At 61.9% G+C, this 21,343-nt stretch carries 19 protein-coding genes and 1 pseudogene; 6 read left to right on the plus strand and 14 right to left on the minus strand.

Going from position 1 to position 21,343, the window contains the following annotated elements:
• Positions 1 to 13 precede the first annotated feature (13 nt).
• Positions 14 to 310, minus strand: a pseudogene (locus BLS26_RS08310) (transposase); the annotation flags it as partial.
• A gap of 384 nt (positions 311 to 694) precedes the next feature.
• Here BLS26_RS08310 and BLS26_RS08315 point away from each other — a divergent pair.
• Entirely contained in the window at positions 695 to 1,060 is a 366-nt protein-coding gene (locus BLS26_RS08315; RefSeq protein WP_157676383.1) for a RidA family protein, read from the plus strand.
• Here the strand turns inward: BLS26_RS08315 and BLS26_RS08320 are convergent, their stop codons facing one another.
• The 3 genes from BLS26_RS08320 to BLS26_RS08330 form a co-directional block, all read right to left on the minus strand.
• Positions 1,061 to 1,795 (minus strand): Crp/Fnr family transcriptional regulator, encoded by a 735-nt coding sequence (locus BLS26_RS08320; protein ID WP_092510059.1) that lies wholly within the window; start codon positions 1,793 to 1,795, stop codon positions 1,061 to 1,063.
• Positions 1,796 to 2,209: 414 nt separating this feature from the next.
• Positions 2,210 to 2,629 (minus strand): hypothetical protein, encoded by a 420-nt coding sequence (locus tag BLS26_RS08325; protein ID WP_157676384.1) that lies wholly within the window; start codon positions 2,627 to 2,629, stop codon positions 2,210 to 2,212.
• A gap of 47 nt (positions 2,630 to 2,676) precedes the next feature.
• Positions 2,677 to 5,877 (minus strand): AAA family ATPase, encoded by a 3,201-nt coding sequence (locus BLS26_RS08330; protein ID WP_092510063.1) that lies wholly within the window; start codon positions 5,875 to 5,877, stop codon positions 2,677 to 2,679.
• Between the two features lie 353 nt (positions 5,878 to 6,230).
• Here BLS26_RS08330 and BLS26_RS08335 point away from each other — a divergent pair, with 353 nt between their 5' ends.
• Positions 6,231 to 6,518 carry a hypothetical protein gene (locus BLS26_RS08335; RefSeq protein ID WP_157676385.1) on the plus strand — a complete coding sequence of 96 codons (288 nt, stop codon included), beginning with the start codon at positions 6,231 to 6,233 and terminating at the stop codon, positions 6,516 to 6,518.
• A 58-nt stretch (positions 6,519 to 6,576) separates the two neighbouring features.
• Here the strand turns inward: BLS26_RS08335 and BLS26_RS08340 are convergent, their stop codons facing one another.
• A complete protein-coding gene (locus tag BLS26_RS08340; RefSeq protein ID WP_197681325.1) occupies positions 6,577 to 7,545 on the minus strand; it encodes a tripartite tricarboxylate transporter substrate binding protein in 969 nt (322 codons plus the stop codon).
• A gap of 168 nt (positions 7,546 to 7,713) precedes the next feature.
• On the opposite strand from BLS26_RS08340, the gene BLS26_RS08345 reads away from it, so the two are divergent.
• Positions 7,714 to 8,802, plus strand: a complete 1,089-nt coding sequence (locus BLS26_RS08345; protein WP_092510067.1) for an amidohydrolase family protein — start codon at positions 7,714 to 7,716, stop codon at positions 8,800 to 8,802.
• A 9-nt stretch (positions 8,803 to 8,811) separates the two neighbouring features.
• Here the strand turns inward: BLS26_RS08345 and BLS26_RS08350 are convergent, their stop codons facing one another.
• The 5 genes from BLS26_RS08350 to BLS26_RS08370 form a co-directional block, all read right to left on the minus strand.
• Entirely contained in the window at positions 8,812 to 9,651 is an 840-nt protein-coding gene (locus BLS26_RS08350) for a phosphodiesterase (protein WP_092510069.1), read from the minus strand.
• An 8-nt stretch (positions 9,652 to 9,659) separates the two neighbouring features.
• Positions 9,660 to 10,721: an ABC transporter ATP-binding protein gene (locus tag BLS26_RS08355; protein ID WP_092510071.1), complete on the minus strand. Its 1,062-nt coding sequence runs from the start codon at positions 10,719 to 10,721 to the stop codon at positions 9,660 to 9,662.
• Entirely contained in the window at positions 10,718 to 11,503 is a 786-nt protein-coding gene (locus BLS26_RS08360) for an ABC transporter permease (RefSeq protein WP_092510073.1), read from the minus strand. Before BLS26_RS08360 ends, BLS26_RS08355 begins: the two co-directional genes overlap by 4 nt.
• A gap of 4 nt (positions 11,504 to 11,507) precedes the next feature.
• Positions 11,508 to 12,323 (minus strand): ABC transporter permease, encoded by an 816-nt coding sequence (locus BLS26_RS08365; protein ID WP_092510075.1) that lies wholly within the window; start codon positions 12,321 to 12,323, stop codon positions 11,508 to 11,510.
• A gap of 132 nt (positions 12,324 to 12,455) precedes the next feature.
• The gene (locus tag BLS26_RS08370; RefSeq protein ID WP_092510077.1) at positions 12,456 to 13,463 is read right to left on the minus strand and encodes an ABC transporter substrate-binding protein; all 1,008 of its coding nucleotides are present in this window, start codon (positions 13,461 to 13,463) and stop codon (positions 12,456 to 12,458) included.
• Between the two features lie 189 nt (positions 13,464 to 13,652).
• Here BLS26_RS08370 and BLS26_RS08375 point away from each other — a divergent pair, with 189 nt between their 5' ends.
• Positions 13,653 to 14,807 carry a zinc-binding dehydrogenase gene (locus BLS26_RS08375; RefSeq protein ID WP_092510079.1) on the plus strand — a complete coding sequence of 385 codons (1,155 nt, stop codon included), beginning with the start codon at positions 13,653 to 13,655 and terminating at the stop codon, positions 14,805 to 14,807.
• A gap of 15 nt (positions 14,808 to 14,822) precedes the next feature.
• Here BLS26_RS08375 and BLS26_RS08380 read toward each other — a convergent pair whose 3' ends face one another.
• Genes BLS26_RS08380 through BLS26_RS08390 form a run of 3 tightly spaced genes read right to left on the minus strand, consistent with a single transcriptional unit; the run spans position 14,823 to position 18,576 of the window.
• Positions 14,823 to 17,216, minus strand: a complete 2,394-nt coding sequence (locus BLS26_RS08380) for a xanthine dehydrogenase family protein molybdopterin-binding subunit (protein ID WP_092510081.1) — start codon at positions 17,214 to 17,216, stop codon at positions 14,823 to 14,825.
• Positions 17,213 to 17,698, minus strand: coding sequence for a (2Fe-2S)-binding protein (locus BLS26_RS08385; RefSeq protein WP_092510083.1), 486 nt, complete (start codon positions 17,696 to 17,698; stop codon positions 17,213 to 17,215). Before BLS26_RS08385 ends, BLS26_RS08380 begins: the two co-directional genes overlap by 4 nt.
• Positions 17,695 to 18,576, minus strand: a complete 882-nt coding sequence (locus tag BLS26_RS08390; RefSeq protein WP_092510085.1) for a xanthine dehydrogenase family protein subunit M — start codon at positions 18,574 to 18,576, stop codon at positions 17,695 to 17,697. Before BLS26_RS08390 ends, BLS26_RS08385 begins: the two co-directional genes overlap by 4 nt.
• Before the next feature lie 172 nt (positions 18,577 to 18,748).
• On the opposite strand from BLS26_RS08390, the gene BLS26_RS08395 reads away from it, so the two are divergent.
• Positions 18,749 to 19,855, plus strand: a complete 1,107-nt coding sequence (locus BLS26_RS08395; protein ID WP_092510087.1) for an LLM class flavin-dependent oxidoreductase — start codon at positions 18,749 to 18,751, stop codon at positions 19,853 to 19,855.
• A 24-nt stretch (positions 19,856 to 19,879) separates the two neighbouring features.
• On the plus strand, positions 19,880 to 20,755 hold the full coding sequence (locus tag BLS26_RS08400; RefSeq protein ID WP_092510089.1) for a polysaccharide deacetylase family protein: 876 nt from the start codon (positions 19,880 to 19,882) through the stop codon (positions 20,753 to 20,755).
• A 35-nt stretch (positions 20,756 to 20,790) separates the two neighbouring features.
• On the opposite strand, the gene BLS26_RS08405 is transcribed toward BLS26_RS08400, so the two are convergent.
• On the minus strand, positions 20,791 to 21,336 hold the full coding sequence (locus tag BLS26_RS08405) for a flavin reductase family protein (protein WP_092510091.1): 546 nt from the start codon (positions 21,334 to 21,336) through the stop codon (positions 20,791 to 20,793).
• Positions 21,337 to 21,343: the final 7 nt, after the last annotated feature.

The following is a 21,343-nucleotide window of genomic DNA, read 5'->3' on the forward strand; positions in this document are numbered from 1 at the left end:
ACGCCACTGTTTTTCACGGCTTCGTCTTCGGCAGTGTGGGCATTGCTGAGATAGTGGTCGAAGAATGAGATCGACGATGGCGTGGCGTACGGCCGGCAGGCTAGGCTGAGGCGGCGGTCCGTTGATTCTTTTTTCGCCCCACTTGTGTGAGGTGACGATGTTGCAGGAAGGCGTAGGCGATCATGGTCATCAATGCGTGACGATGAAGACCTTGCCAGGATCGTCCCTCGAAGTGATCAAGTCCGAGTTTTTCTTTCAACTGCTGATGCGCCTGTTCGCAAATCCATCGTGCCTTGATGGTGGCGGCTAGTCCGGCGCGCTTCATCCGACGAAAGCTTGCCAACGCCGAAACTGTAGCGCTGCGCGTCGTCGAGGCAATAAAGCCACGCCAAGGTTACGCACGTTGGTGTCCTTGACGACGTAGCAGTCCGAATTTTCCCGGACCAACGTGCAGGGAGGTCGAAACGGCGGCTTGATTCTGTAAGAACATGACCCGTCGACGGTCAATCTGGAATAGCGCATGTCCCCGGTCTCTCAGACGAACGAATGGGACGATGAAAAATGTCAAGTGCGGGTTCAAGAATGTCTCGACTTGTCTACTGAGCCTACCCTAGGTAATTCGTTAGTCTGCGGGGATGCGATCGAGCCAAACATGGCCGGCGGGCGCCCTTTTGTGTGCAAACAGGAGCGTGCAGTGGCGGTACGAAAGCTCGATCCGGAGGGTGCCAGGCGCTTCGCACACTTCAGTCAAGCGGTCTTGGTTGAGGTTCCCGGTCCCACACTCTACGTCGCCGGTCAGGGCGACGTGACCGGAGACTTCGAAATCCAGGCGCGGAAGGCCTGGACGCAAATCGAGGTCCTGCTCAATGAGGCCGGAATGACGTTGACCGACGTGGTTAAGGTCACCGGTTATGTTGTCGATCGAAATTACGTTTCCGCGTATCGCGCCGTTTTCCTGGAAGTGATGGGCGAGGTACGCCCAGCGTCCACGCTCGTCATTTGCGATTTGGTGCACCCGGCGATGCTGGTAGAGATCGAAATTGTAGCTACGAAGAACTAGCTAGCCGCCGTCACCGCCCGGACCGGCTTCAGCCAGTTCGCGAAGCGTCTCGGCATTGAGCACCACGATGGCGCCGTGCTCCAGGCGAACCCAGTCGCGCGCGGCCCAGGCGCGCAGCTGCTTGTTGATGCTCTCCCGCGTCATGCCGACCATTTCGCTGATTTCCTGCTGGGTAATCGCAATGGTTCGACCTTGCGGTTCGAGCTTGTGCTTCTCGGTCAGGCGCAGCAGCGCGCTGGCCAGTCGTCCCGGCAAATTCTGCAGAATGATCTGTTCGACCTGATCGCTGGTCTGGCGCAACCGCTCGCACAGCAGTTCGATGAACTTCATTGCCAGCGTCGGCTGGCTTTTCACGAACGGGATGAACTCGCGCCGGTCGATGATAAACAGCTCGCAACTGGAGTTGGCTATGGCGTCGGCGGATCGCGCGTGCCCGGTCAGCAGCGCCATTTCGCCGAAAATCTCGCCGGGCCCGATGATGTTGAGGATGGCATTGCGGCCGTCGGGCGAAGAGACGCTCATCTTCACCGTGCCCGAGATCACCGCGTACAGGCTGTTGCCGGGATCGCCCTTGGAGAACAGCGTGCCGCCCCGCTTCAGCGTCACGTGCCTGGCGTAGCGGCAGAGCTGGTCGAACGCTTCGGGTTCGAGATCGGCAAAGATCGGATGCTTGCGCAGGACCGACAGTTTGCTGCTCGTGAATCCGTGAGCTTCGCCTGTCCTTTGTTGAGGCACGCCAGTCAAGCTCCAAGGAAATTCCACCGGAAAACTGCAGCGGATGCAGTCCTTCCGTAATGAACGCCGGTCGGCTTTTCAACCGGAAAGCACGCGACTGCGTCGATTTGGCGACTAATGCATAAAAATGATGCCCGGTTTTTGACGCTTCGGTAACCGCCGGACCCGCGATCAGCACGTGCGGTAGACCAGCCCAAGCGCCGGTTGCCGCAGCAACATACGTTCCCGGATCAATACGATAACAGCTTCGGGCGGCCCGGCCCGCCCCCTGATCCGCGAAAGCAGCACCGCATGGGCGGCCTGAACCCGTAAGCCAGTCCCGCCACACGGAAATAGCTCGGTACCGATCGCAACAGGCCAGCAAGACCTCACAGCCTCACTGACCTCTCGACTTAGTAGTCGGCTGTCTGGCCGCTAGGTCAGCGCCGAATTAGGACACAGAATGTGCAGACCGATGTAGATCCGGCCCTTATGCGCAAACGCCTTGATGATCAATTCGTGGGACGCATCGACACTTTCGCCGACTTTGAGCACCAGCGGCACCGGATGGTCGGATCTTAGATTGGCGGAAATGACTTCCGTGATTTGCTTGCGGATCGACTCCGGCATTCCGCCCGAATTCTTCTCCCACGTATTGTATCCACCGGTCGATCCGGAATTGTCGGCCCAGTCTTCCGGCCTCGGGACGAGCGTTTTCGTGAAATTGTCGCCGAAGGTATACGTCCCGTTCTTGCTTTCAAACTCTTTGAATTTCCGGGCGGTATCCGCGATATTTTCCGGGCGATACAACTCGTTAATGTGCTTTTCGAATTTCCCACCGTATGTAAACGCCATGTTTTTCTCCCATGATAGGCCACGAATAAAGCGATAGCTGCAATCTGTCAGACATCCGAAAACTTGGAGAGAGCCGACTTAGCACGTTCCAGATGTATAGTCATTTTGGATCTATCGAAAAGCGCTATCGCTTGCAGCAGCTCATCTTGCGCCTCGATCCGCCTGCCCGAAGCTGCCAGTAGACGGGCCAGCGTCCCCTTCGCGGCGCCGAGCAGAGGCTGCGCCTCCAGCCTGCCCGCAATTTCGATCACCCTGTTTGCGCTGCCGATCGCCTCCTCCGTCATGGACGAGCCCAGTGACGCAAGCACATTGGCTTCAGCAAAAGTGGCCAGGGCTTCGATACCGCCGTAACCCTTCTGTTTCGCGCTGGCCTGGCAGGCCCGAACCAGAGACAGCCCATGCTGGACCTCGCCAAGTTGGCAGTACGCCACCCCCAGATAGGCCGAAACCGCCACGATGCTGGTGGCGTGGCCGGCGGCGGCGGCTTCGTCTTTGGCCTGAAGCAGGATATCCCGTGCACGCTTCGGGTCACCCTGCTGGGAGTACAGGTTTCCGAGCGCACACATCACGAGCGGCAGAAACAGCCTGACCTCGTTCTCGCGGGAAAGCAGAGAGGCCCGATTGAGAGAAATCTCCGCCTCATCGAGATTGCCACGCAGCATCTGCACCAGGCCGCGACCGTAGTCGGCCGCGATGATATCGTAAGGACGGTCGTTGAGTTCGGCCGTATCGGTGGCCAGGTCGCAGCATCGCTGGGATTCATCGAAATCGCCCAACCATGCGTGAACGATTGCTCGCATCATATGACAGAGCACGAAAATGCTCGATCCCGTCGTCCCCGGCGGAACGCGGTCAGGCTCACTGGCGAGGCGAGCGCTGGATCGATCGAGATACACCTTGGCGTCCCGGAAATGGCCCGCCATGAAGTGGGCTTGACCCAGTACGTACTCCGCGTAGCTGAGCCAGGCACGATCTGAAGAAGCGCTGGCGAGCGCTACGGCTTGCTCCGACACAGTGATACCTTCAAACGGAGTCCCGTAGAAGTTCATGGCCACGGCCTTGGCAACGATCGACGCAAGTCTCCTCTGCTCATCGCCAATCGCTTCCGAGCGCCTCTCCGCATCGCTGCAGAGTCCAAGCCACTGCTCCATGCTTCCGAGCGGCGCGAAAGCCAATCGAGCTTCGATGCGCAGGTCGATGGCGCGCTGTTCCCGCCCGGTCGAGGGCGGCAGCCTTTCGACCGCGTCCATCGCCGTCTGGAAGTACCCCGTCGCATCGCGAAACGCCGATCTGGTCAATGCCTTCTTGGCAGCCATGTATGCGTATCGATCGGCCTTTGCCCAGTCCTGCGCCCGGGTCGCGTGATGGCAGAGCGCTTCCGAAACATCTTCCTCACGCCCGATCGAGTTTGCCTCCAGAGCTGACAGTATCCGGCGATGCAGCACCTCACGCTGCGCGCGAAGGATCGATTCATAGGCGACCTCGCGAATGAGATCGTGGGCAAAAGCATAATCCGGCGATCCCGGCGACCGGGCGGCGGTCAGGAAATCCAGGATCTCCAGCGACCAGAGGCGGCTTTGCAGTTCCGCCGCCGGCATGCCGGTAACCGTGCCGAGCAGGTGCGACGACACCTGCGGTCCGATAACCGAAGCGAGTTGCAGGAGCGCCTTGTCCTCCTTTGGCAAGCGATCGATGCGCGAGGCGATGACGCCCTGCACGGTCGGCGGGACCTCAAGCGCGTCCCAGGAGACCGTTCCACCACCGGCATCGACGACGCCTCGGCTGATGAGCTGCCGCGCCACTTCTTCGATGAAAAGCGGGATCTGACCGGTATGACGAAGAATATGGGCCTTGAGCGCATCGAGGCCGGCGACGGAGCCGAGCAGATCGTCGAGGAGCGTGTTCGCCGCATTCGCGTCGAGGGATCGAAGCCAGATTCGCCGGACGTCGAGCTCCCCCAGCCACCCCGGCGAATGTTCGGTTCGCCACGTCAGCAGCACCAGCAGCGGCCGGCTTGTTGCGAGCGACATCAGGGCTTCAACGACGGTCTCGCTCTGCCCGTCGATCCAGTGCAGGTCCTCCAGCAGCAGAACCGTAGGACGCGTCGAGATCACCCGATCCACCGTGGCCCGGATGGCATCGACAATCACGCGCCGCCGCAGCAGGGGTTCGAGATCGCGCCAGCGCGGGTCGCCGATGGGCTGGTCGAGCACCGACGCAAGTGCCGCGGGCCAGAGGTCGGCATAAGCGGGCGCCGCATCCTCGCCCGAACCCGTCTGGTCCGCCGGCTCGATGTGTCCCACCTGCAACGCGCTTTGCAGCAGCTTCTTCAGCAATGCATAGGGCACAGCCTGCTCGAGCGGATTGCCTTCGGCTTCCAGAACCTGCCAGTTCGCCTCGCGCAAGGTCGCGACGAACTCGTGGGCCAGACGGGATTTGCCGATGCCGGCCGTTCCCACCAGCGCAGCGATCTGTCCGCAAGCGCCGACCTGCTGCGCCGCGCGCTGTAGCTGCGAAATCTGCTCATCCCGGCCGACAAACGACGACAGTCCCTTGGTCGATCGCGCCCGCCAGCGGGTCATCCCGCTGATCTGAATCAGCTCGTAGCAGGGAACCGGCGCCGGAAATCCCTCCATCCGCTTCGGTGGCAGCGGCTTGAAGTTCACGAGGCCGGCCGAGAGGCTCTGACAGGACTCCGACACCAGGATCTGTTCGGCCTGCGCCGCGCTCTCAAACCGCTTGACCAGATGGACCGCCGGTCCGCCAGCCTCGTAGATCGAGGAGAAGTCGGCTTCGATGACATGGGTGACGACGTAGCCGGAGTGAATGCCGACCCGGACGTGAAGACCGGGGTCCTCCAGCAGCTTGATACGCTGGACCAGTTCGACGGCCGCATGACACGCCATGACGGCGTGATTGTCGTCCGCGTGCGGTGCACCAAACAGCGCGATCAGCCCATCGCCACCCTCCTTGCTGACAATGCCGCGGTTGCGGCGAACCGCCGTGCGCATGGCGATCAGAGCCGGTTCAAGCCGTGAAATCGCCTCCTCGGGATCGAGCTCCGAAATCAGATCGGTCGAACGCTGCAGGTCGGCACAGAGGACCGTGAGGTATTTCCGCTCGCCCGCAATACGGCCTGGCGATTCGGGCGCGGGCGGGCTGAGCGGGTGACCCGGCACCACCGCTCCGCAGGCGGAGCAGAACAAATCGCCGGCTCTCAGGGCCGATGAACAGACCAGGCAATGCACCCTCGGCTTCCTCCATCCACCTGTATCAGACTAGCGAAAGATCATGGCGGAACAAGCATTTGGGTGGGCTGGCGCGTTCAGGCAGGCAATCCATGACGCGCCGGTTCTGGAATCGGGGGGATCGGAAGACAGATCAGGATGAATACACCGGAGAATTGGATGGCAAACAATAGGACACACACCTTAAAGATGTAAAACAGCCCTGCCATGCCGCCCGTTCGCTGGCGCAACCAGGGTGAACCTTTCCTTGTATCCACCGCACCAATAGCCCGAGCCAGTGAATGAACGTCCACGCGCATGCGCCGAATATTTTCAGCCCAGCGCGCGGTCATCCACCGTTGAGGAGAATAGCCATGACGAGAATAGCCCTGACGAGAATAGCCTTGCTGAGCGTAGCAGCCCTCCTGTCGGCCGCGGCCGCAGTGCCGGCCACGGCGCAGGAAGTGATTTCCAACCCCGGCTACTGCGCACAGTTTTACCCGAACGCCAATTGCCAGAACAAGGGACCGAATAACCCCTACACCGGCGATTACCAGCTGCGCCGGGAAATTCGCGGAGCTTACGCATGGTCGGCCGGCCCCTGTGCCATCGGCGCCGAATCCTATGTCGGCCGCGGCGGCCGCCGTTACGCCTGCTACTGATGACGGACTGACAAGACCTGCCGCTGGCCGTTGATGTGTCCGCGTCACGGCCGGCGGTCTATTCGTTGGCGATACCCATTTCCTTGATCACGCGCGCGTACTTGGCGAGTTGATCGCGCGTCAGGATCCGCAGTTCCTCCGGCGAACTGCCGCGCACCGCGAAACCCAACTCTTCCAGCCGGCGGCGAACATCGGGGTCACCGACCGCTTTCAACGCTTCCGCATTCAGCCGGGCGATGATCTCCTTCGGCGTACCGGCGGGAGCCAGAATCGCAAACCACGAATTGAACAGGAATCCCGGCAGGCCGGATTCCGAAACGGTCGGCACGTCAGGGAATTGCGCCAACCTCTTTTCGGTCGTCACTCCGATCAACTTGACCTGGCCGCCGCGCACCAGCGCCGCGACCGTGCCGAGGCCCTGGAAGGCGACCGGAATCTGACCGGCGGCGACATCGGTCGCGGCTTGCGTGGCGCCCTTGTAGGGCACGTGGGTCAGCGAGATGCCGGCGGCGGAGGCAAACATCGCCATTGCGAGATGCTGCGGGCTCCCCGGGCCGCCCGAACCGTAATCGATCTTGCCGGGCGCGGCCTTCGCAGCGGCAATCAGATCCGCGGCGCTGTTGAAGCTGGCGTTATTGTTGGCGATCAGTCCCCACTCCACCGTCGCAACCAGCGATACCGGCTCGAAGTCCTTCAGAATGTCCCAGCGCATCTTGGCTTGCAGGTTAGGCACCATGGTCATGATGCTGTCGTTGAAGCCGCCGATCGTGTAGCCGTCCGGCTCGGCGCGCGCGACCGCCTCGGCGCCGATCAAACCCGATGCGCCCGGCTGGTTCAGGATCACGAATTGCTGGCCCATGTTGTCGGCCATCTTTTGCGTCACGATCCTTGCTGCAACATCGACCGCGCTTGCGGCAGCCAGCGGCACGATCATCTTGATGGGCCGGTCGGGATAGCTGCCCTGCGCGACGGCATGGGAAGCCGGGAGCAGCGCAAGCGCCGGAATCAACAGGTGGAACAGGCGCATTTATCGTTTCTCCCGGTGGGCCATTGCGGCTTCGTATCCGATCTTTACAGGGATGATTGCCCTCCCGCAGCCAACTTGGCAATGTGGCGGATGCAACACTAAAGAATGAGCCGGGTAACAAGCGTCCGGCCGGGGAAACGCAACCAAAAAAATCAAGGGAGGCTATCGATGACCACCCGCCGGAATTTCCTGAAAGGCGCGGCCGCAAGCGGCATCGCCTTTTGTAGCTGCGGCATGCTGGATGCCGCTCATGCGCAGCCAAAAGCCGCTCGCCTGCCGGTCAAGGTCAACGGCAAGCGCGTGCTGACGGTGGATGTGCATGCGCATTGCTATTTCCGGGAGGCCATCAACCTGATGGGCGACGGGGCCGACAAGGTGCTGCCGCCGGTCAAGGGCGTGCCCGAGCACTTCATCGTCATCGAGCAGCGCCTGAAGGAAATGGACGCGATGGCGATCGACATGGAGGTGCTGTCGATCAATCCGTTCTGGTACGGCAAGGACCGAGAAACGTCCGCGCAAATCGTCAAGCTGCAGAACGAGAAGCTGGCGGAGCTCTGTGCCGCGCGGCCGGAGCGGTTTGCGGCTTTCGCCTCATTGACGCTGCAACATCCCGACCTTGCAGTGCAGCAACTGGAGACCGCGGTCAAAAAGCAGGGCCTGCGTGGGGCTGCGGTCGGCGCCAGCGTGCTGGGCGAGGATTTCTCCGATCCGAAATTCCATCCTGTCTGGGCCAAGGCGGAAGAGTTGGGAGCGGTTCTGTTCATCCATCCGCAGAGCACGCCCGAGTTGGCAAAACGCTTCAAGGGCAATGGCTGGCTGTCGAACACCATCGGCAATCCGCTCGACACCACGATCGCCCTGCAGCATCTGATCTTTGAAGGAACGCTCGATCGCTTCCCCGGGCTGAAGATCATCGCGGCCCACGGCGGCGGCTATCTCGGCTCCTACGCCGCGCGCGGCGACCATGCCTGCTTCGTGTCGCCGCAAAACTGCAATGTGAACATCACGCTGAAGAAGCAACCGTCGGAATATCTCAACCAGCTCTATTTCGACGCCATGGTGTTCACGCCGGAGGGTCTGCGGCATCTGGTGGCGCAGGTCGGCGCCAGCCAGGTGATGCTCGGGACCGATCACCCGATCCCGTGGGAGCAGCATCCCGTCGACCATGTGTTCGCGACCACGACGCTGAGCGATAAAGAGAAGATCGCGATCCTGGGTGGAAATGCTGCAAAGTTGTTCGGGATCAAGTCGGCGTAGGCCACCTTCTCAGAGCAACTTTCCGTCTGCCCCGAAGAACGGGTGCGGCCCATCAAATGTCCCGATCGGGACGTGATGGGTGACGACGGTGCCGAATCCTTCGCCGGGAAACCAGGTGTGGAGGTGGAAGGCCGGCGGCTCGACCTTGAAGGAAGGCTCGCGCAATTTGGCCAGATCGAGATCGACGGCGTGGTTCGGCGCCGGGCAGATCGTGGTTGGCACACCCGCAAACATCGTCAGCGTGGCGCGGTGGATATGGCCGGTCGCAATCAGTTGCACGCGCGGATGACGCCGGATGACGGCCGCCAGCTCGGCCGCGTTGAGGAGATTCTGGCGGTCCATGTGCCAGATGCCGGCCTTGAACGGCGGATGGTGCAGGAACAGCAGCGCGGGACGATCAGGTGTTGCCGCCAGCGTCGCTTCGAGCCATTGCAACGTCGGCCCATCGAGCTGGCCATGCGGCTTGCCGTTCACGCTGGAGTCCAGCAGGACAAGATCGAGCCCATCGGCCTCGATCTTCTGGTTGAGGGCGCCTGCGGCAAAGGCATAGGACGCCGACGGCAGTGCCGCGCGCATCAGCTCACGCGAGTCGTGATTGCCGGGAATGCCCGCGAACGGCAGTTTAAGCGGCGCCAGCAACCGCTTGAGATATTGATATTCTTCCGCCGATGGCGTGTCGGCAAGGTCGCCCGAGATCACCACGAAGTCAGGCGCTGGGTCGAATTCGTTCAGCGCTGCGACACAGCGTTCCAGCGCCTGGGCGGTATCGACCCGGCCATAGGCCAGCGACCCCGGCGGCTTGATATGCAGGTCGGAAATCTGGGCAATACGAACCGGCCTTGACGACATATGCCCTCTCACTCCTCTGATGGCAGCAGGCGGACGGCGTCCGGCGAAACCAACAGTCCGACCCGGTCCCCGGAACGGACCTGGACCGTATTCGGCGCATCGACGGTGAGCAGTCTATCGGATGCACCGCTGACGACCAGCCGTTGCCGGTCACCGATGAAGCTGACGCTGTCGATGATGCCCGAAAGCGGCGCAGTGCCCGCCTCCATGATGCGGATGGTTTCGGGACGGATCATGGCGACCGCGGCCGGCATATCCGCCGCACCGCCAACCGGCTGGCGCCCTCCGGGCAATACGAGATGACCGTCCTCGATCGCGGCCTCGACGATATTCGCCGCGCCGATGAATTCGGCGACGAAGCGGTTTTTCGGCGTGAAGTAGATCTCGCGCGGCGTGCCGATCTGGGCAATCGATCCCTTCCGCATCACGACCACGCGGTCACCGAGTTCCATCGCCTCGGCCTGGTCGTGCGTCACATAGATCGTGGTGATCCCGAGCGCGCGCAGCAGGCGGTTGAGCTCACCGCGCAACCGGTCGCGCAGTGCCGCGTCGAGCGCAGTCAGCGGCTCGTCGAGCAGCAGAATGCCCGGCCGGATCGCGACCGCGCGCGCCAGCGCAACCCGCTGGCGCTGGCCGCCGGAGAGCTGATCGATGCGGCGGTTTTCCAGCCCGGAGATGTTGGTCAGATCAACCAGTTCGGCGACGCGCGACGCACGCTCCTTGTCGGGCACGCCGCGGATCTTCAGGCCGTAGCCGATATTGTCGGCCACGCTCATGTTGGGGAACAGCGCGTAGGACTGAAACACCATGCCGACATTGCGCCGCTCGATCGGCACCGGCGTCATGTCCTTGCCGTCGAACAGCACCCTGCCGCCGGCGTCGGGCAGTTCGAGGCCGGCGATGATGCGCAGCATCGTGGTCTTGCCGCAGCCGGAGGGGCCGAGCAGCACCAGCGTTTCGCCGCGGGCGATATCGAGCGTCGCGGGTTCGAGCGCGTGCGTTCCGTCGGCAAATGTCTTGCCGCAGGCCTCGATACGCACCGAGGCGCCATGTCCGGCCTGCGCACTCATCGCTTCTGCTCCTTCTCGGCAAATAACTGCATCGCGACCAGAAGCGGGATGATCATCACGAAGAAGATCAGCGTATAGGCCGAGGCTACCTCGAGCCGCATCGAGGCGTAGCTGTCGGCGAGCCCGATCGGCAGCGTCTTGGTCAGCGGGGTGTGCAGCATCCAGGTGAGGTTGAACTCGCCGAGCGACAGCGTCACCACCATCAGGCTGCCCGCCAGTATCCCAGGCACCGCGTTGGGCACGATCACATCGCGAAAGCGCCGCCACGGCGATGCGCCGAGCGATGCCGCTCCTTCATCCAGCGTCTTGATGTCGACGGTCGCAAACACGGCCATCACAGAGCGAACCATGAAGGGCATGGTGAAGATGACATGGCCGACGAGGATGAAGAGCCAGGAACGGCGGAAATCGCCGAAACTGCCGTAGGTCAACAGCAACGCCAGCGCAATCGCGAGCCCGGGGATCGCCAGCGGCAGCGTGATGATTTCTTCGACGATCCGCGCCAGCCGCCCTCCCCGCACATGCAAGGCGTAAGCGGCGGGCACTCCCGCGGCGAGCGTCACGGCGAGGGTCGCCAATGCGATCACAAACGAGAGCAGGATCGTGCCGGCGTAGAGCTCCCACACCTGCGCCACCCATTGCAGGGTCACGCCGGACTGGATACCGCGAAAGTAATTCACTGTGACGCCGGCGGAAATCGACAGGATCGCGGGCACCACCAGGAACGCGGCGACGAGCAGCGTGAAGATGAACTGACCGGTAAAAATCAGACGGTCGCGCATGGTCTTATCCAGCCGCCGCGACGGAGCTGCCGCTGAAGGAGCGGGCGAGCGCCAGAATGAACCAGGTGATAATGCCGAGCCCGACCGATAACGCGGCCGAGGTCGAAAAATTGGCCGCCAACGTAAACTCGGTGTAGATCAGCATCGGCAACACATCGATATTGGTCGCCAGCGTGAACGCCGTGCCGAACGCGCCCATCGCGGTCGCAAACGCAATCGCACCTGATGCGATGAAGGCCGGCGCCAGCGCCGGCAGCACGACATCGCGCTGCACCGCCCATGGACTTGCACCGAGCGACCGCGCCGCCTCTTCCAGACCGACATCGAGCTTCTGCACCGCCGCCATGATGGTGAGGATGACCCGCGGAATCGAGAAATAGAGATAGCCGAGGAACAGCCCGTAGATCGAATAGGCAAACACCAGCTTTTCGCCAAACAGGCGGTTGGAGAGGTCACCAATGAGACCCTGACGACCGGCGAGCAGAATGATCAGGAAGCCGATCACCACACCGGGAAACGCCAGCGGAAAGGTCAGCATCGCAATCAAGACGGCGCGGCCGGGAAAGCGATGCCGTTGCAGAAACATTCCGGCGATCGTCGCGATGATGAGCGTAGCGACGGTGGTCGCCGCCGCCAGCAGCACGGTGTTGATGAGGGTCGCGCGATAACGCGGCTCGGTCAGGATCGCGAAATAGCCCGCAAGACCTTGCGGACCTTCCGCTCCGGTCACGACCAGCCGGGCCATCGGCAGCAGGAAAAATGCCGCCGTAACCACCACCAGCGGCAGCAGGCACAGCCAGACAAATGATCTATGTGACATCAAGAATGGTGGCCCCAGAGCTATGGTTCTGATGAATCAGAACCATAGCTCCATCTCATGTTTGACGCGTTTTCTTCACGCGAACCGGTAGCCACTTCGCTCGAAAACGCTATGACTGGGGACCATATTGCCTTAGCGGACCTCGGCGAGATAGCGGTCGACAAAGCCTTTTTGCATGTTTTCCATCTGGCCCCAGTCGACGCTCTTCGCGCGCGCGTAATCGCTGTCAGGCAGGAACTTGCTCTTCACAGCCTCAGGTAGCTCGATCGGCCGCGCCGGGCGGAGATAGGCATTGGTCCAGATCGCCTGCCCCTTGTCGGACAAGAGATAGTCCATCACCTTCTTGGCCTTGTCCTTGTCGGGCGCGTTCTTGACCAAGCCAACAACATAGGGGAACACCACCGATCCTTCGCAGGGGATCACGAACTCGAAATTACCCTTCTCGGAATACTTGGCGCGATAGGCGTTGAAATCATAATCCAGCAGGATCGGCATCTCGCCGGACACGACGCGGGCGTAGGAGGTCTGCTTGGGGACGATCGGATCGTTCTTGCGCAGCTCCTTGAAGAAGTTGATCGCGGGATCGAAATTCTTGTCGGATCCACCGAGCGCCAGATTGATCGCGACCGCGCCGACATAGCCTACCGCCGCTGACGACGGGTCGAGGTAGCCCACCATGCCTTTATAGTCGGGCTTGAGCAGGTCCTTCCAGCAGGCCGGCACCGGCTTGCCGCCGAGCGCGTCCTTGTTCACGAACAGGCCGAGGGTGCCGGAATGAATCGTGGTCCAGTAACCGTCGGCATCCTTCAGCCCGGCGGGGACCTGATCCCAATTCGCCGGCTTGTAGGGCTCCAGCGCATCCTGCGCCTTGGCCTTCATGCCGAAGGTGACGCCGAAATAGCCGATATCACCGACCGGATTGGCCTTCTCGGCAAGGATCTGCGCCAGCGCCTGACCGGAGTTCTTGTTGTCGTGCGGGATGTCGTAGTTGAGGTCGGCCTTGATCGCCTTGAGCATCGAGGCCCAGTCGGCCCATTCCGGCGGACAATTGTAGCAAATGACGTCGGCCGCTTTGGCGGATTGCAAGGGCGCGATCAGCGACAGCGCCAGCAAGGCGAGAACAAAACGGACGGTTTTCATGAATTACCCCGGTCTAGCGTGGCGATTATGGACTTCAGCACCAACCGAAGAGCAAGTATAGGCCGCGTATGAAGGTTTTGCGACGGGGCATGTTGCCCTGCAGCAAGCACGAGCACACTGCTGCAGGGCATCAACTAATTTGGTCAACCTGTGATTTCCGGTAAGCTCGAACGCGGGAGGATCCGCGCCATGTACCAGCCCGACGGCGTCACAACGTCGCCCGACTTTCCGATTCCGGACCGCATGAAAGCCTGGGTGTTGGGCGAACCGGATCAGCTCATGCTGCGCGAGAAGCCGGTACCGGTTCCGGCGCGCGCCGAAGTCCTGGTCCGCATCGACGCGGTGGCGATCTGCGCGACCGATCTCGAAATCATTCACTCGGGTTCGCCGGCGAGCATTTTGGGCGGCCTGCCCTTCAACAAAAACTTTACGCCGGGCCATGAATATATGGGCACGATTGCTGCGCTCGGGCCCGATGTCGACGAATTCAAGATCGGCGAGCGGATCAGCGTGGAGATTCACGCCGGCTGCGGTCAGTGCAAGCGCTGCCGGCAAGGCATGTACACGTCATGCCTGAACTACGGGAAGCCGGAGAAGGGCCATCGCGCCAACGGCTTTACCACCGACGGCGGCTTTGCCGAATACGCCGTCAATCACATCAACACGCTGGCGCGGGTGCCCGACAGCATGAGCGACGCGGAGGCGACGTTGGTCGTCACCGCCGGCACGTCGATGTATGGCTTGACTGAGTTGGGGGGATTAGTCGCGGGCGAGAGCGTCGTGGTGATCGGGCCTGGGCCGATCGGACTGCTCGCGGTGGCCGTAGCCAAGGCGCTTGGCGCCAGCCCGGTGATCCTGACGGGGACGCGCAACAAGCGGCTCGCGATCGGCCAGGAACTCGGCGCCGATCGCGTCATCAATATCAACGACGAGGACGCCGTCGAGGTCGTCAGGCAGCTTACCGGCGGCATCGGCGCCGATTACGTCGTGGAATGCGCCGGCACCGAGGCGACCATCAACCAGGCCATCCACATGACCAATCGCGGCGGAAAGATCTGCCTCGCCGCGTTTCCGCACGATCCGGTGACGATGGATCTCGCGCATCTCGTGAAGAACAATATCTACGCCTACGGCATCCGCGGCGAAGGCCGCAGCGCCACCCGCCGCGCCATGGCGCTGATGGCCGAAAAGCGCTTCGATGCGACCCGCATTCACACCCACACGTTTCCGCTCGCCGATCTGCCGACCGCGCTACGATATGCGCGCGAACGGGTCGAAGACGCGATCAAGGTGGTCGTCACCGTCAGGCAGGTCAGCGCAATAGCGAATGCTGCGGCCGGGTAAGCGTGGCGCGTTAGGTCAGATCTTTCCCAGGGCGGTCAGGATGATCTGAGGCGTCAACGGAATCTCCGTGATAACGGCACCGAACGGCCGCAACGCATCGTTGACAGCATTGGTCACGGCCGCTGCCGCACCTGCCGTGCCGGCCTCGCCCGCGCCCTTGGCACCCAACTCGGTTTCCAGCGTCGGCGAAACCACATGCCCGACGTCGATATCGGGCATTTCGCCGGACATCGGAACCAGATAATCGGCCATGTTGGCGTTGGTGAGCTGACCGCGCTCGTCGTAGATACATTTTTCGAACAGCGCGGCGCCAAGGCCCTGCACCACCCCGCCCCTGATCTGCTCATCGACCAGTTGCGGATTGATGATGGTGCCGCAGTCCTCGACCACCCAGTGCTTCAACAGCTTGACGAAACCGGTATCGGTATCGACCTCCAGCCACGAGCCCTGAACGCCGTTGGTAAAGGCGAAGGGATATTCTCGCGGGACAAAATGGCGCGTCGCCATCAGCTCGGGCTGAATGCCCGGCGGCAGCGTGTCCGGACGGAAATAGACGATCCGCGCGAGCTCATTCAATTCGATGCGGGTCGTACCATCGCCGGTGTTCACGACATTGTCGTTGACGATGTCGAGTTCACCGGCCGTCGACTGCAGGATGGCGGCGGCAACATCGAGAATATTTTTGCGCAGCGCTTTCGCGGCCTGAAGTGCTGCTTCGCCACCGATGCCGGCGCCGCGCGAGGCCCAGGTGCCGCCGCCATAGGGCGTATTATCGGTATCGCCCAGGATGACGCGGACACGGTCCATCGAAACGCCGAGCACGCTGCCGACAATCTGCGCGGTGAGCGATTCCGATCCCTGGCCCTGCTCGGTGATGCTGGTCTGGCAGATCACCGAGCCTTGAGCATCAAGTCGAACAGCGACACCGTCTTGCGATGAAATCTTCGCACCGCCGACACCATAGAATGCCGCGCTTGGATTGGTCACTTCGATAAAGCTGGCGATGCCAATACCGCGATGGATGTTCCGAGGCCGCAAGGCGGCCTGCTCGGCGCGCAGCGCGTCGTAATTCATCATCTTGATCAACTTGGCCAACGCCGCGTGGTGCGACAACTGCTCAAAGCGCAAACCTGACGGCGAAGCGCAGGGATAGGCGTCGTCGGCAATCAAATTGCGCCGGCGGATTTCGACCGGGTCCATGCCGATCTTCATGGCTGCGAGATCGACCAGTCCTTCGGTCACCGAACAGGCGATCGGGTGACCGACCGCCCGGTACTGGCACATCACATTCTTATTCTGGAACACGACGCGGGCACGGGCGCGGTAATTCCTGGTCACATAGGGACCGCCGACGAGATTGACGACTTGATTGGCCTCGATGGCGCTGGTGCGCGGATACATCGAATACGGCCCGATGCCGGTGAGATCGTCGATCTCGAATGCGGTGATGGTGCCGTCACGCTGGACGCCGATCTTTCCCTTGCACCTGTGGTCGCGGGCATGGATGTCGGTGTTGAAACTCTCGACCCGGTCGGCGACGAATTTGACCGGCCGCCGCAGCAGTTTCGACAATGCATAGGTCGCCATCTCATCGGCATAAATATGCACCTTGATGCCGAAAGAGCCGCCGACGTCCTTGCAGACCACGCGAACCTGCGCCTCCCTGAGGCCGAGATGCAGCGCGGCGATATTCTGCACCATGTGCGGCGCCTGGGTGCCCTGATAGATGGTCAACCGTGCTTCCGCAGCATTCCAGTCGGCCACCACCGCCCGCGGCTCCAGCGTCACGCCAGTGTGCCTGCCAAAGACGAACTCCGCCTCTACCACCTCGTCGGAAGCGGCAAAGGCTTGGTCGACGGCGCCGGCATCGTGGTTTCGCTCAAAGGCGAGGTTGTCGCCGAGTGAAGCGTGAATCACGGGCGTCGCGGGATCGAGCGCGGTGCTCATGTCCGTGACGACGTCGAGTTCCTGATACTCGACCAAAACGTGTTCGGCCGCGTCCTCCGCAACTGCGCGGCTGCTGGCCACCACGGCCGCGACCGCTTCGCCCTGCCAGCACACGCGATCGATCGCGATCGCGCTTTGCGGAGCAGATTTCAGCCCCTTCAAATGCGAGAGCACGCCAACCCACGGCGTGATGACGGCGGCAAGTTCCTGTCCGGTCACGACGGCGACCACCCCAGGCAAACGTTTTGCCGCCGACGCGTCAATGCTTGTGATCTTGGCATGCGCATACGGCGAGCGCAGGAACACGACGTGCACCATCCGTGGCAGTTCGATGTCGCTGACATAGAGCCCGCGCCCCTGCATCAGGCGATCGAGGTTTGGCCGCGGCACGATCCTGCCGATATAGGAATTCGGCCGGTCGAGTACCGAGAGCGGGTCTCGCTTGTCAGATTCCGACGTCATGCGATGCGCCCGACGCGCGCACGCGCTGTCGACTCGACGGCGTCGACAATCGCCTGATAGCCGGTGCAACGACAATAGTTGCCGGAAAGGTGCTCGCGAATCTGCTCGCGATCGGGGGTGGCAGTTTGCTTGAGCAGATCCTGCGCCGCCATCAGCATCGCCGGCGTGCAAAAACCGCACTGCAGCGCGTTGCGGTCGCGGAACGCCGCCTGCAGATCGGCAATTTCGCCGCTGTCGGACAGTCCCTCAATGGTCTCGACGGACGCATTGTTGGCTTGTACCGCGAGCATCAGGCAGGCGCGCACGATCTCGCCATCGACGCGCACCGTGCACGCACCGCAGACCCCGTGCTCGCAACCGACATGCGTACCGGTCAATTTCAGATGCTCGCGCAGAAAATCCGCCAGATTGAGTCTGGGGAACACGAAAGCATCGACACGCTCGCCATTGACGTCGAGCGAAATGGATATGGGAGCCGTCAAATGAGCGCCCCCGCATCGAGCTCGGGGCGAGAAAGCAACGCGGCCACGCACCGCGTCAACAACACCTTTGCCAGATGACGGCGCATGGCAGGTGTTGCCTGATGATCCTCTTGAGGATCAAGTTCGTCAGCCAATGCGGACAGGGCGTCGGACAACAGGGCTGGCGTGACGGCAGCATTGATCAGTTTGCCGGCGGCCCGAGCCAACAGCGGCCGATCGCCGACGGCAAAAAAGCCGAGGCGGAGATCGGTAAAGCGGCCGTCATAGACGACCGCTTGCGCCGCCAGACCGACAATGGCGTAGTCGCCATGCCGGCGGGCGAATTCATGGAAAAAATGGGTGGATACCCTTGGCGCGACCGGCAGTTCGACCGCCACCAGCAATTCCTGCGGCGACAGTACTGTCTCGTATATTCCGGTGAAGAATCCCGCTGCGGCAATTCGCCGTTCACCGCCGGGACCGCGGACGATGATGGTGGCCCTCAGCGCGAGCATGCAGGCCGGCAGTTCCGAGGCTGGGTCGGCGTGGGCCAGACTTCCCCCGATCGTGCCGCGATTGCGGATCGCCGGATGCGCTACGTGGATGATCGCATCCGCCAGCAGAGGTGCGTGGGCCGCGATTTCGGTGGATTTCAGCAGATCGACGTGGCGGGTCAGGGCTCCGATGGTGAGGATCCCCTCCTTGACCGCAATCCCGCGCAACTCGGCAAGGCCGCCGATGTCGACAACGAGTTCGGGAGAGATCAGCCGCAAGTTCATCGCCGGCATCAGGCTCTGGCCACCCGACAAGACCTTGGCCCTGTCGCCCTGATCGGCCAGCAATTCCAGCGCATTTTCGACGCTGGTCGCGCGGGCATAAGCGAAAGCCGAGGCCTTCATTTCGACATGACCTCCCCGGCCGAATGCTGATATTTGCCAGGATTAGACGGTGCCCCCTACTAAAGGTCAAGTTGGTTTCCGGAGTGATTCTTTAGACTTGGGACTTGTCACGGTGCCGCGGACGAAGCACGTTCGCGGCCAACCAAAAACCTGTCGTTGGGAACAGCAGACGATGAAGCTCGGATTCTTTACCATGCCGATCCATCCGCTCGACAAGGATTGGCGGCTGTCGCTGAAGGAGGACCGCGAAGCCTTCCTGCTGGCCGACGAACTTGATTTCACCGAGGCCTATGTCGGCGAGCACATCACCGACAAAGCCGAGAACATCACCTCCTGCATCGCCTTCATCGCCTGGCTTGCGGCCGCAACGAAGCAGATCAAACTCGGCACCGGCACCATCAATATGCCGAACGCGCATCCGGCTGCGATTGCGGCCTCGATCGCGATGCTCGACCACATGCTCGACGGCCGCCTGATCTTCGGAATCAGCCCCGGCGGCCTGCTGTCGGACGCAGAGGTGTTCGGGAATCTGGAAGCCGACCGGAACGCGATGTTCCTGGAAGCCATCAACCAGGTCCTGCAGATCTGGGGGAGCGAGCCGCCGTATAATCTACAAGGCAAATACTGGAACGTATCGGTTCAAAAGACCCTAATCGAAGATATCGGCCAGGGTTTCATCCCGCGGCCGCTGCAAAGGCCGCATCCGCCGATCGTGGTGACGGCGGTGGCGCCGTTCTCAAAGGGAGTGACGGAAGCCGCAGCACGCGGCTGGGAGCCGATCTCGGCGAACTTCCTGATGCCGGCCTGGGTCAAGAGCCACTGGCCGAAATACGTCGAAGGTTGCGAACGTGCCGGCCGCCCTGCCGATGCAGCGAATTGGCGCGTCGCCAAGAGCGTGTTCGTCGCCAAGGATGCCGCGACCGCAAAGGCCTATGCCAGCGATCCAAACGGACCCTACGTCTATTATTATCGTTCGCTGTTCACCAAATTGAAACGCGGCGGCCGCCTCGAGCTGTTCAAGACGCGCCGCGACCAGCCGGACGACGAGGTGACGCTGGAACAGATCTGCGACAAGCTCATCATTCACGGCACGCCCGAGAGCGTTGCAGATCAGATCTTGGCCTTTCAGGAAGAGACCGGCCCGTTCGGCACGCTGCTCTATGCGGGCAAGGACTGGAAGGATCGCGAGCTCGGACGCCAGTCGATGATCCTGATGGCCGAAAAGGTCATGCCACGGGTCAATGCCGGCATGGCCAGCCGTGCGAAAGCCGCCGAATAATCGACTCACCCAGGAAAACCGACCGTGGCTCTCAGCGATCGCATCCCCTATCAGGCGCAAATCGACCGGCCAAAGCTGGCCCTGCCCGGCGGCAAGAAGCTCGCGGTCTGGGTCATCCTGAATGTCGAGGAGTGGCGCATCGAGAATGCGATGCCGCGTACGGTGCTGAGCCCGCCGATGGGCCAGCCGTTGTTGCCCGACGTGCCGAACTGGTCATGGCATGAATACGGCATGCGCGCCGGCTTCTGGCGGCAGTTCAAGGCGCTGACTGACCGCAAGATGCCGGTGACGCTGGCGATCAACGGCAATGTCTGCAACAGCTACCCTCGGGTCGCGTCTGCGGCGCTTGAAGCCGGCTTCGAATTCATGGGCCACGGTTTCATGCAGGGCCCGATGCACAAGCTCGACAACCAGGCCGACGCGATCAAGCGCGCGGTCGAGACCATCGCGAAATTTTCGGGAAAGCCGCCACGGTCATGGGAGAGCCCCGGCCTCACCGAGACCGAGGAGACCCTCGATCTGCTGCGCCTCAACGGTATCGAATATCTGGCAGACTGGGTGATCGACGACCTGCCGCAGGATATCGCCACGCCTCACGGCACCATCACAACGATCCCGTATTCGGTCGAAACCAACGACATCGTGATCCACGCCTTGCAGCATCTGCCGTCCGAGCAGTTCCTGAAGCGCTGCACCGACCAGTTCGACCGGCTCTATCTCGAAGGCGCATCGAACGCGCGGATCATGGCGATCTCCATACATCCGTACATCACGGGCGTGCCGCACCGGATCAAATATCTGGAAGCGCTGCTCGACTACGTCATCGGCCACGATGGCGTCGCCCTGATGACCGCCAGCGAGATCGGGGATTGGTACCGGGCCGAAATGGCGAAGGTATAGAGCCTTTTCGGTTCTGATTGAATCAGAACCGGGCTCTACTTGCTCTCGTCAGCAGTAAACCGGCCGAAACCGCCCCGCGCGAACAGCAGCGGCTCCTGCCGGTTGTAGGCATAGGCCTCGACCGCGCCGAGGAAGATGATGTGGTCGCCGCCATAGTAACGGTTCGCGGCACGGCATTGGAAATTGGCAACACTGTCCGCCAGCACCGGCGCGTTGCCGAGCCCCGGCGCCCAGCTCACGCCGGCGAATTTGTCGCCGGAGGATTTTGCGAATCGCGACGCCAGCGCCTGCTGGGAGGCGCCGAGAATATTGACGGTGAAATGACTGGCATTCTGGAAGATGGTCAGACCTTGCGAGAACATGCCGAGACTCCACAACACCAGCGGCGGATTCAGGGACACCGAGGCAAACGAGTTGCAGGTCACGCCGTAAGGCTTTCCGTCGGCCGCCATCGCCGTAACAATGGTGACGCCGGTCGCGAATGTACCCAGCGCATTGCGAAAGTCCCGGGGATCTATCGCCGAGTTGTCGGTGGCGAATTCGTTGGCCGGATCGGCCGGATGTTTGGGTGCGTCGGACATCCGCCTG

The organism is Afipia sp. GAS231 (assembly GCF_900103365.1).
In the GTDB taxonomy this organism is placed as follows: Bacteria; Pseudomonadota; Alphaproteobacteria; order Rhizobiales; family Xanthobacteraceae; genus Bradyrhizobium.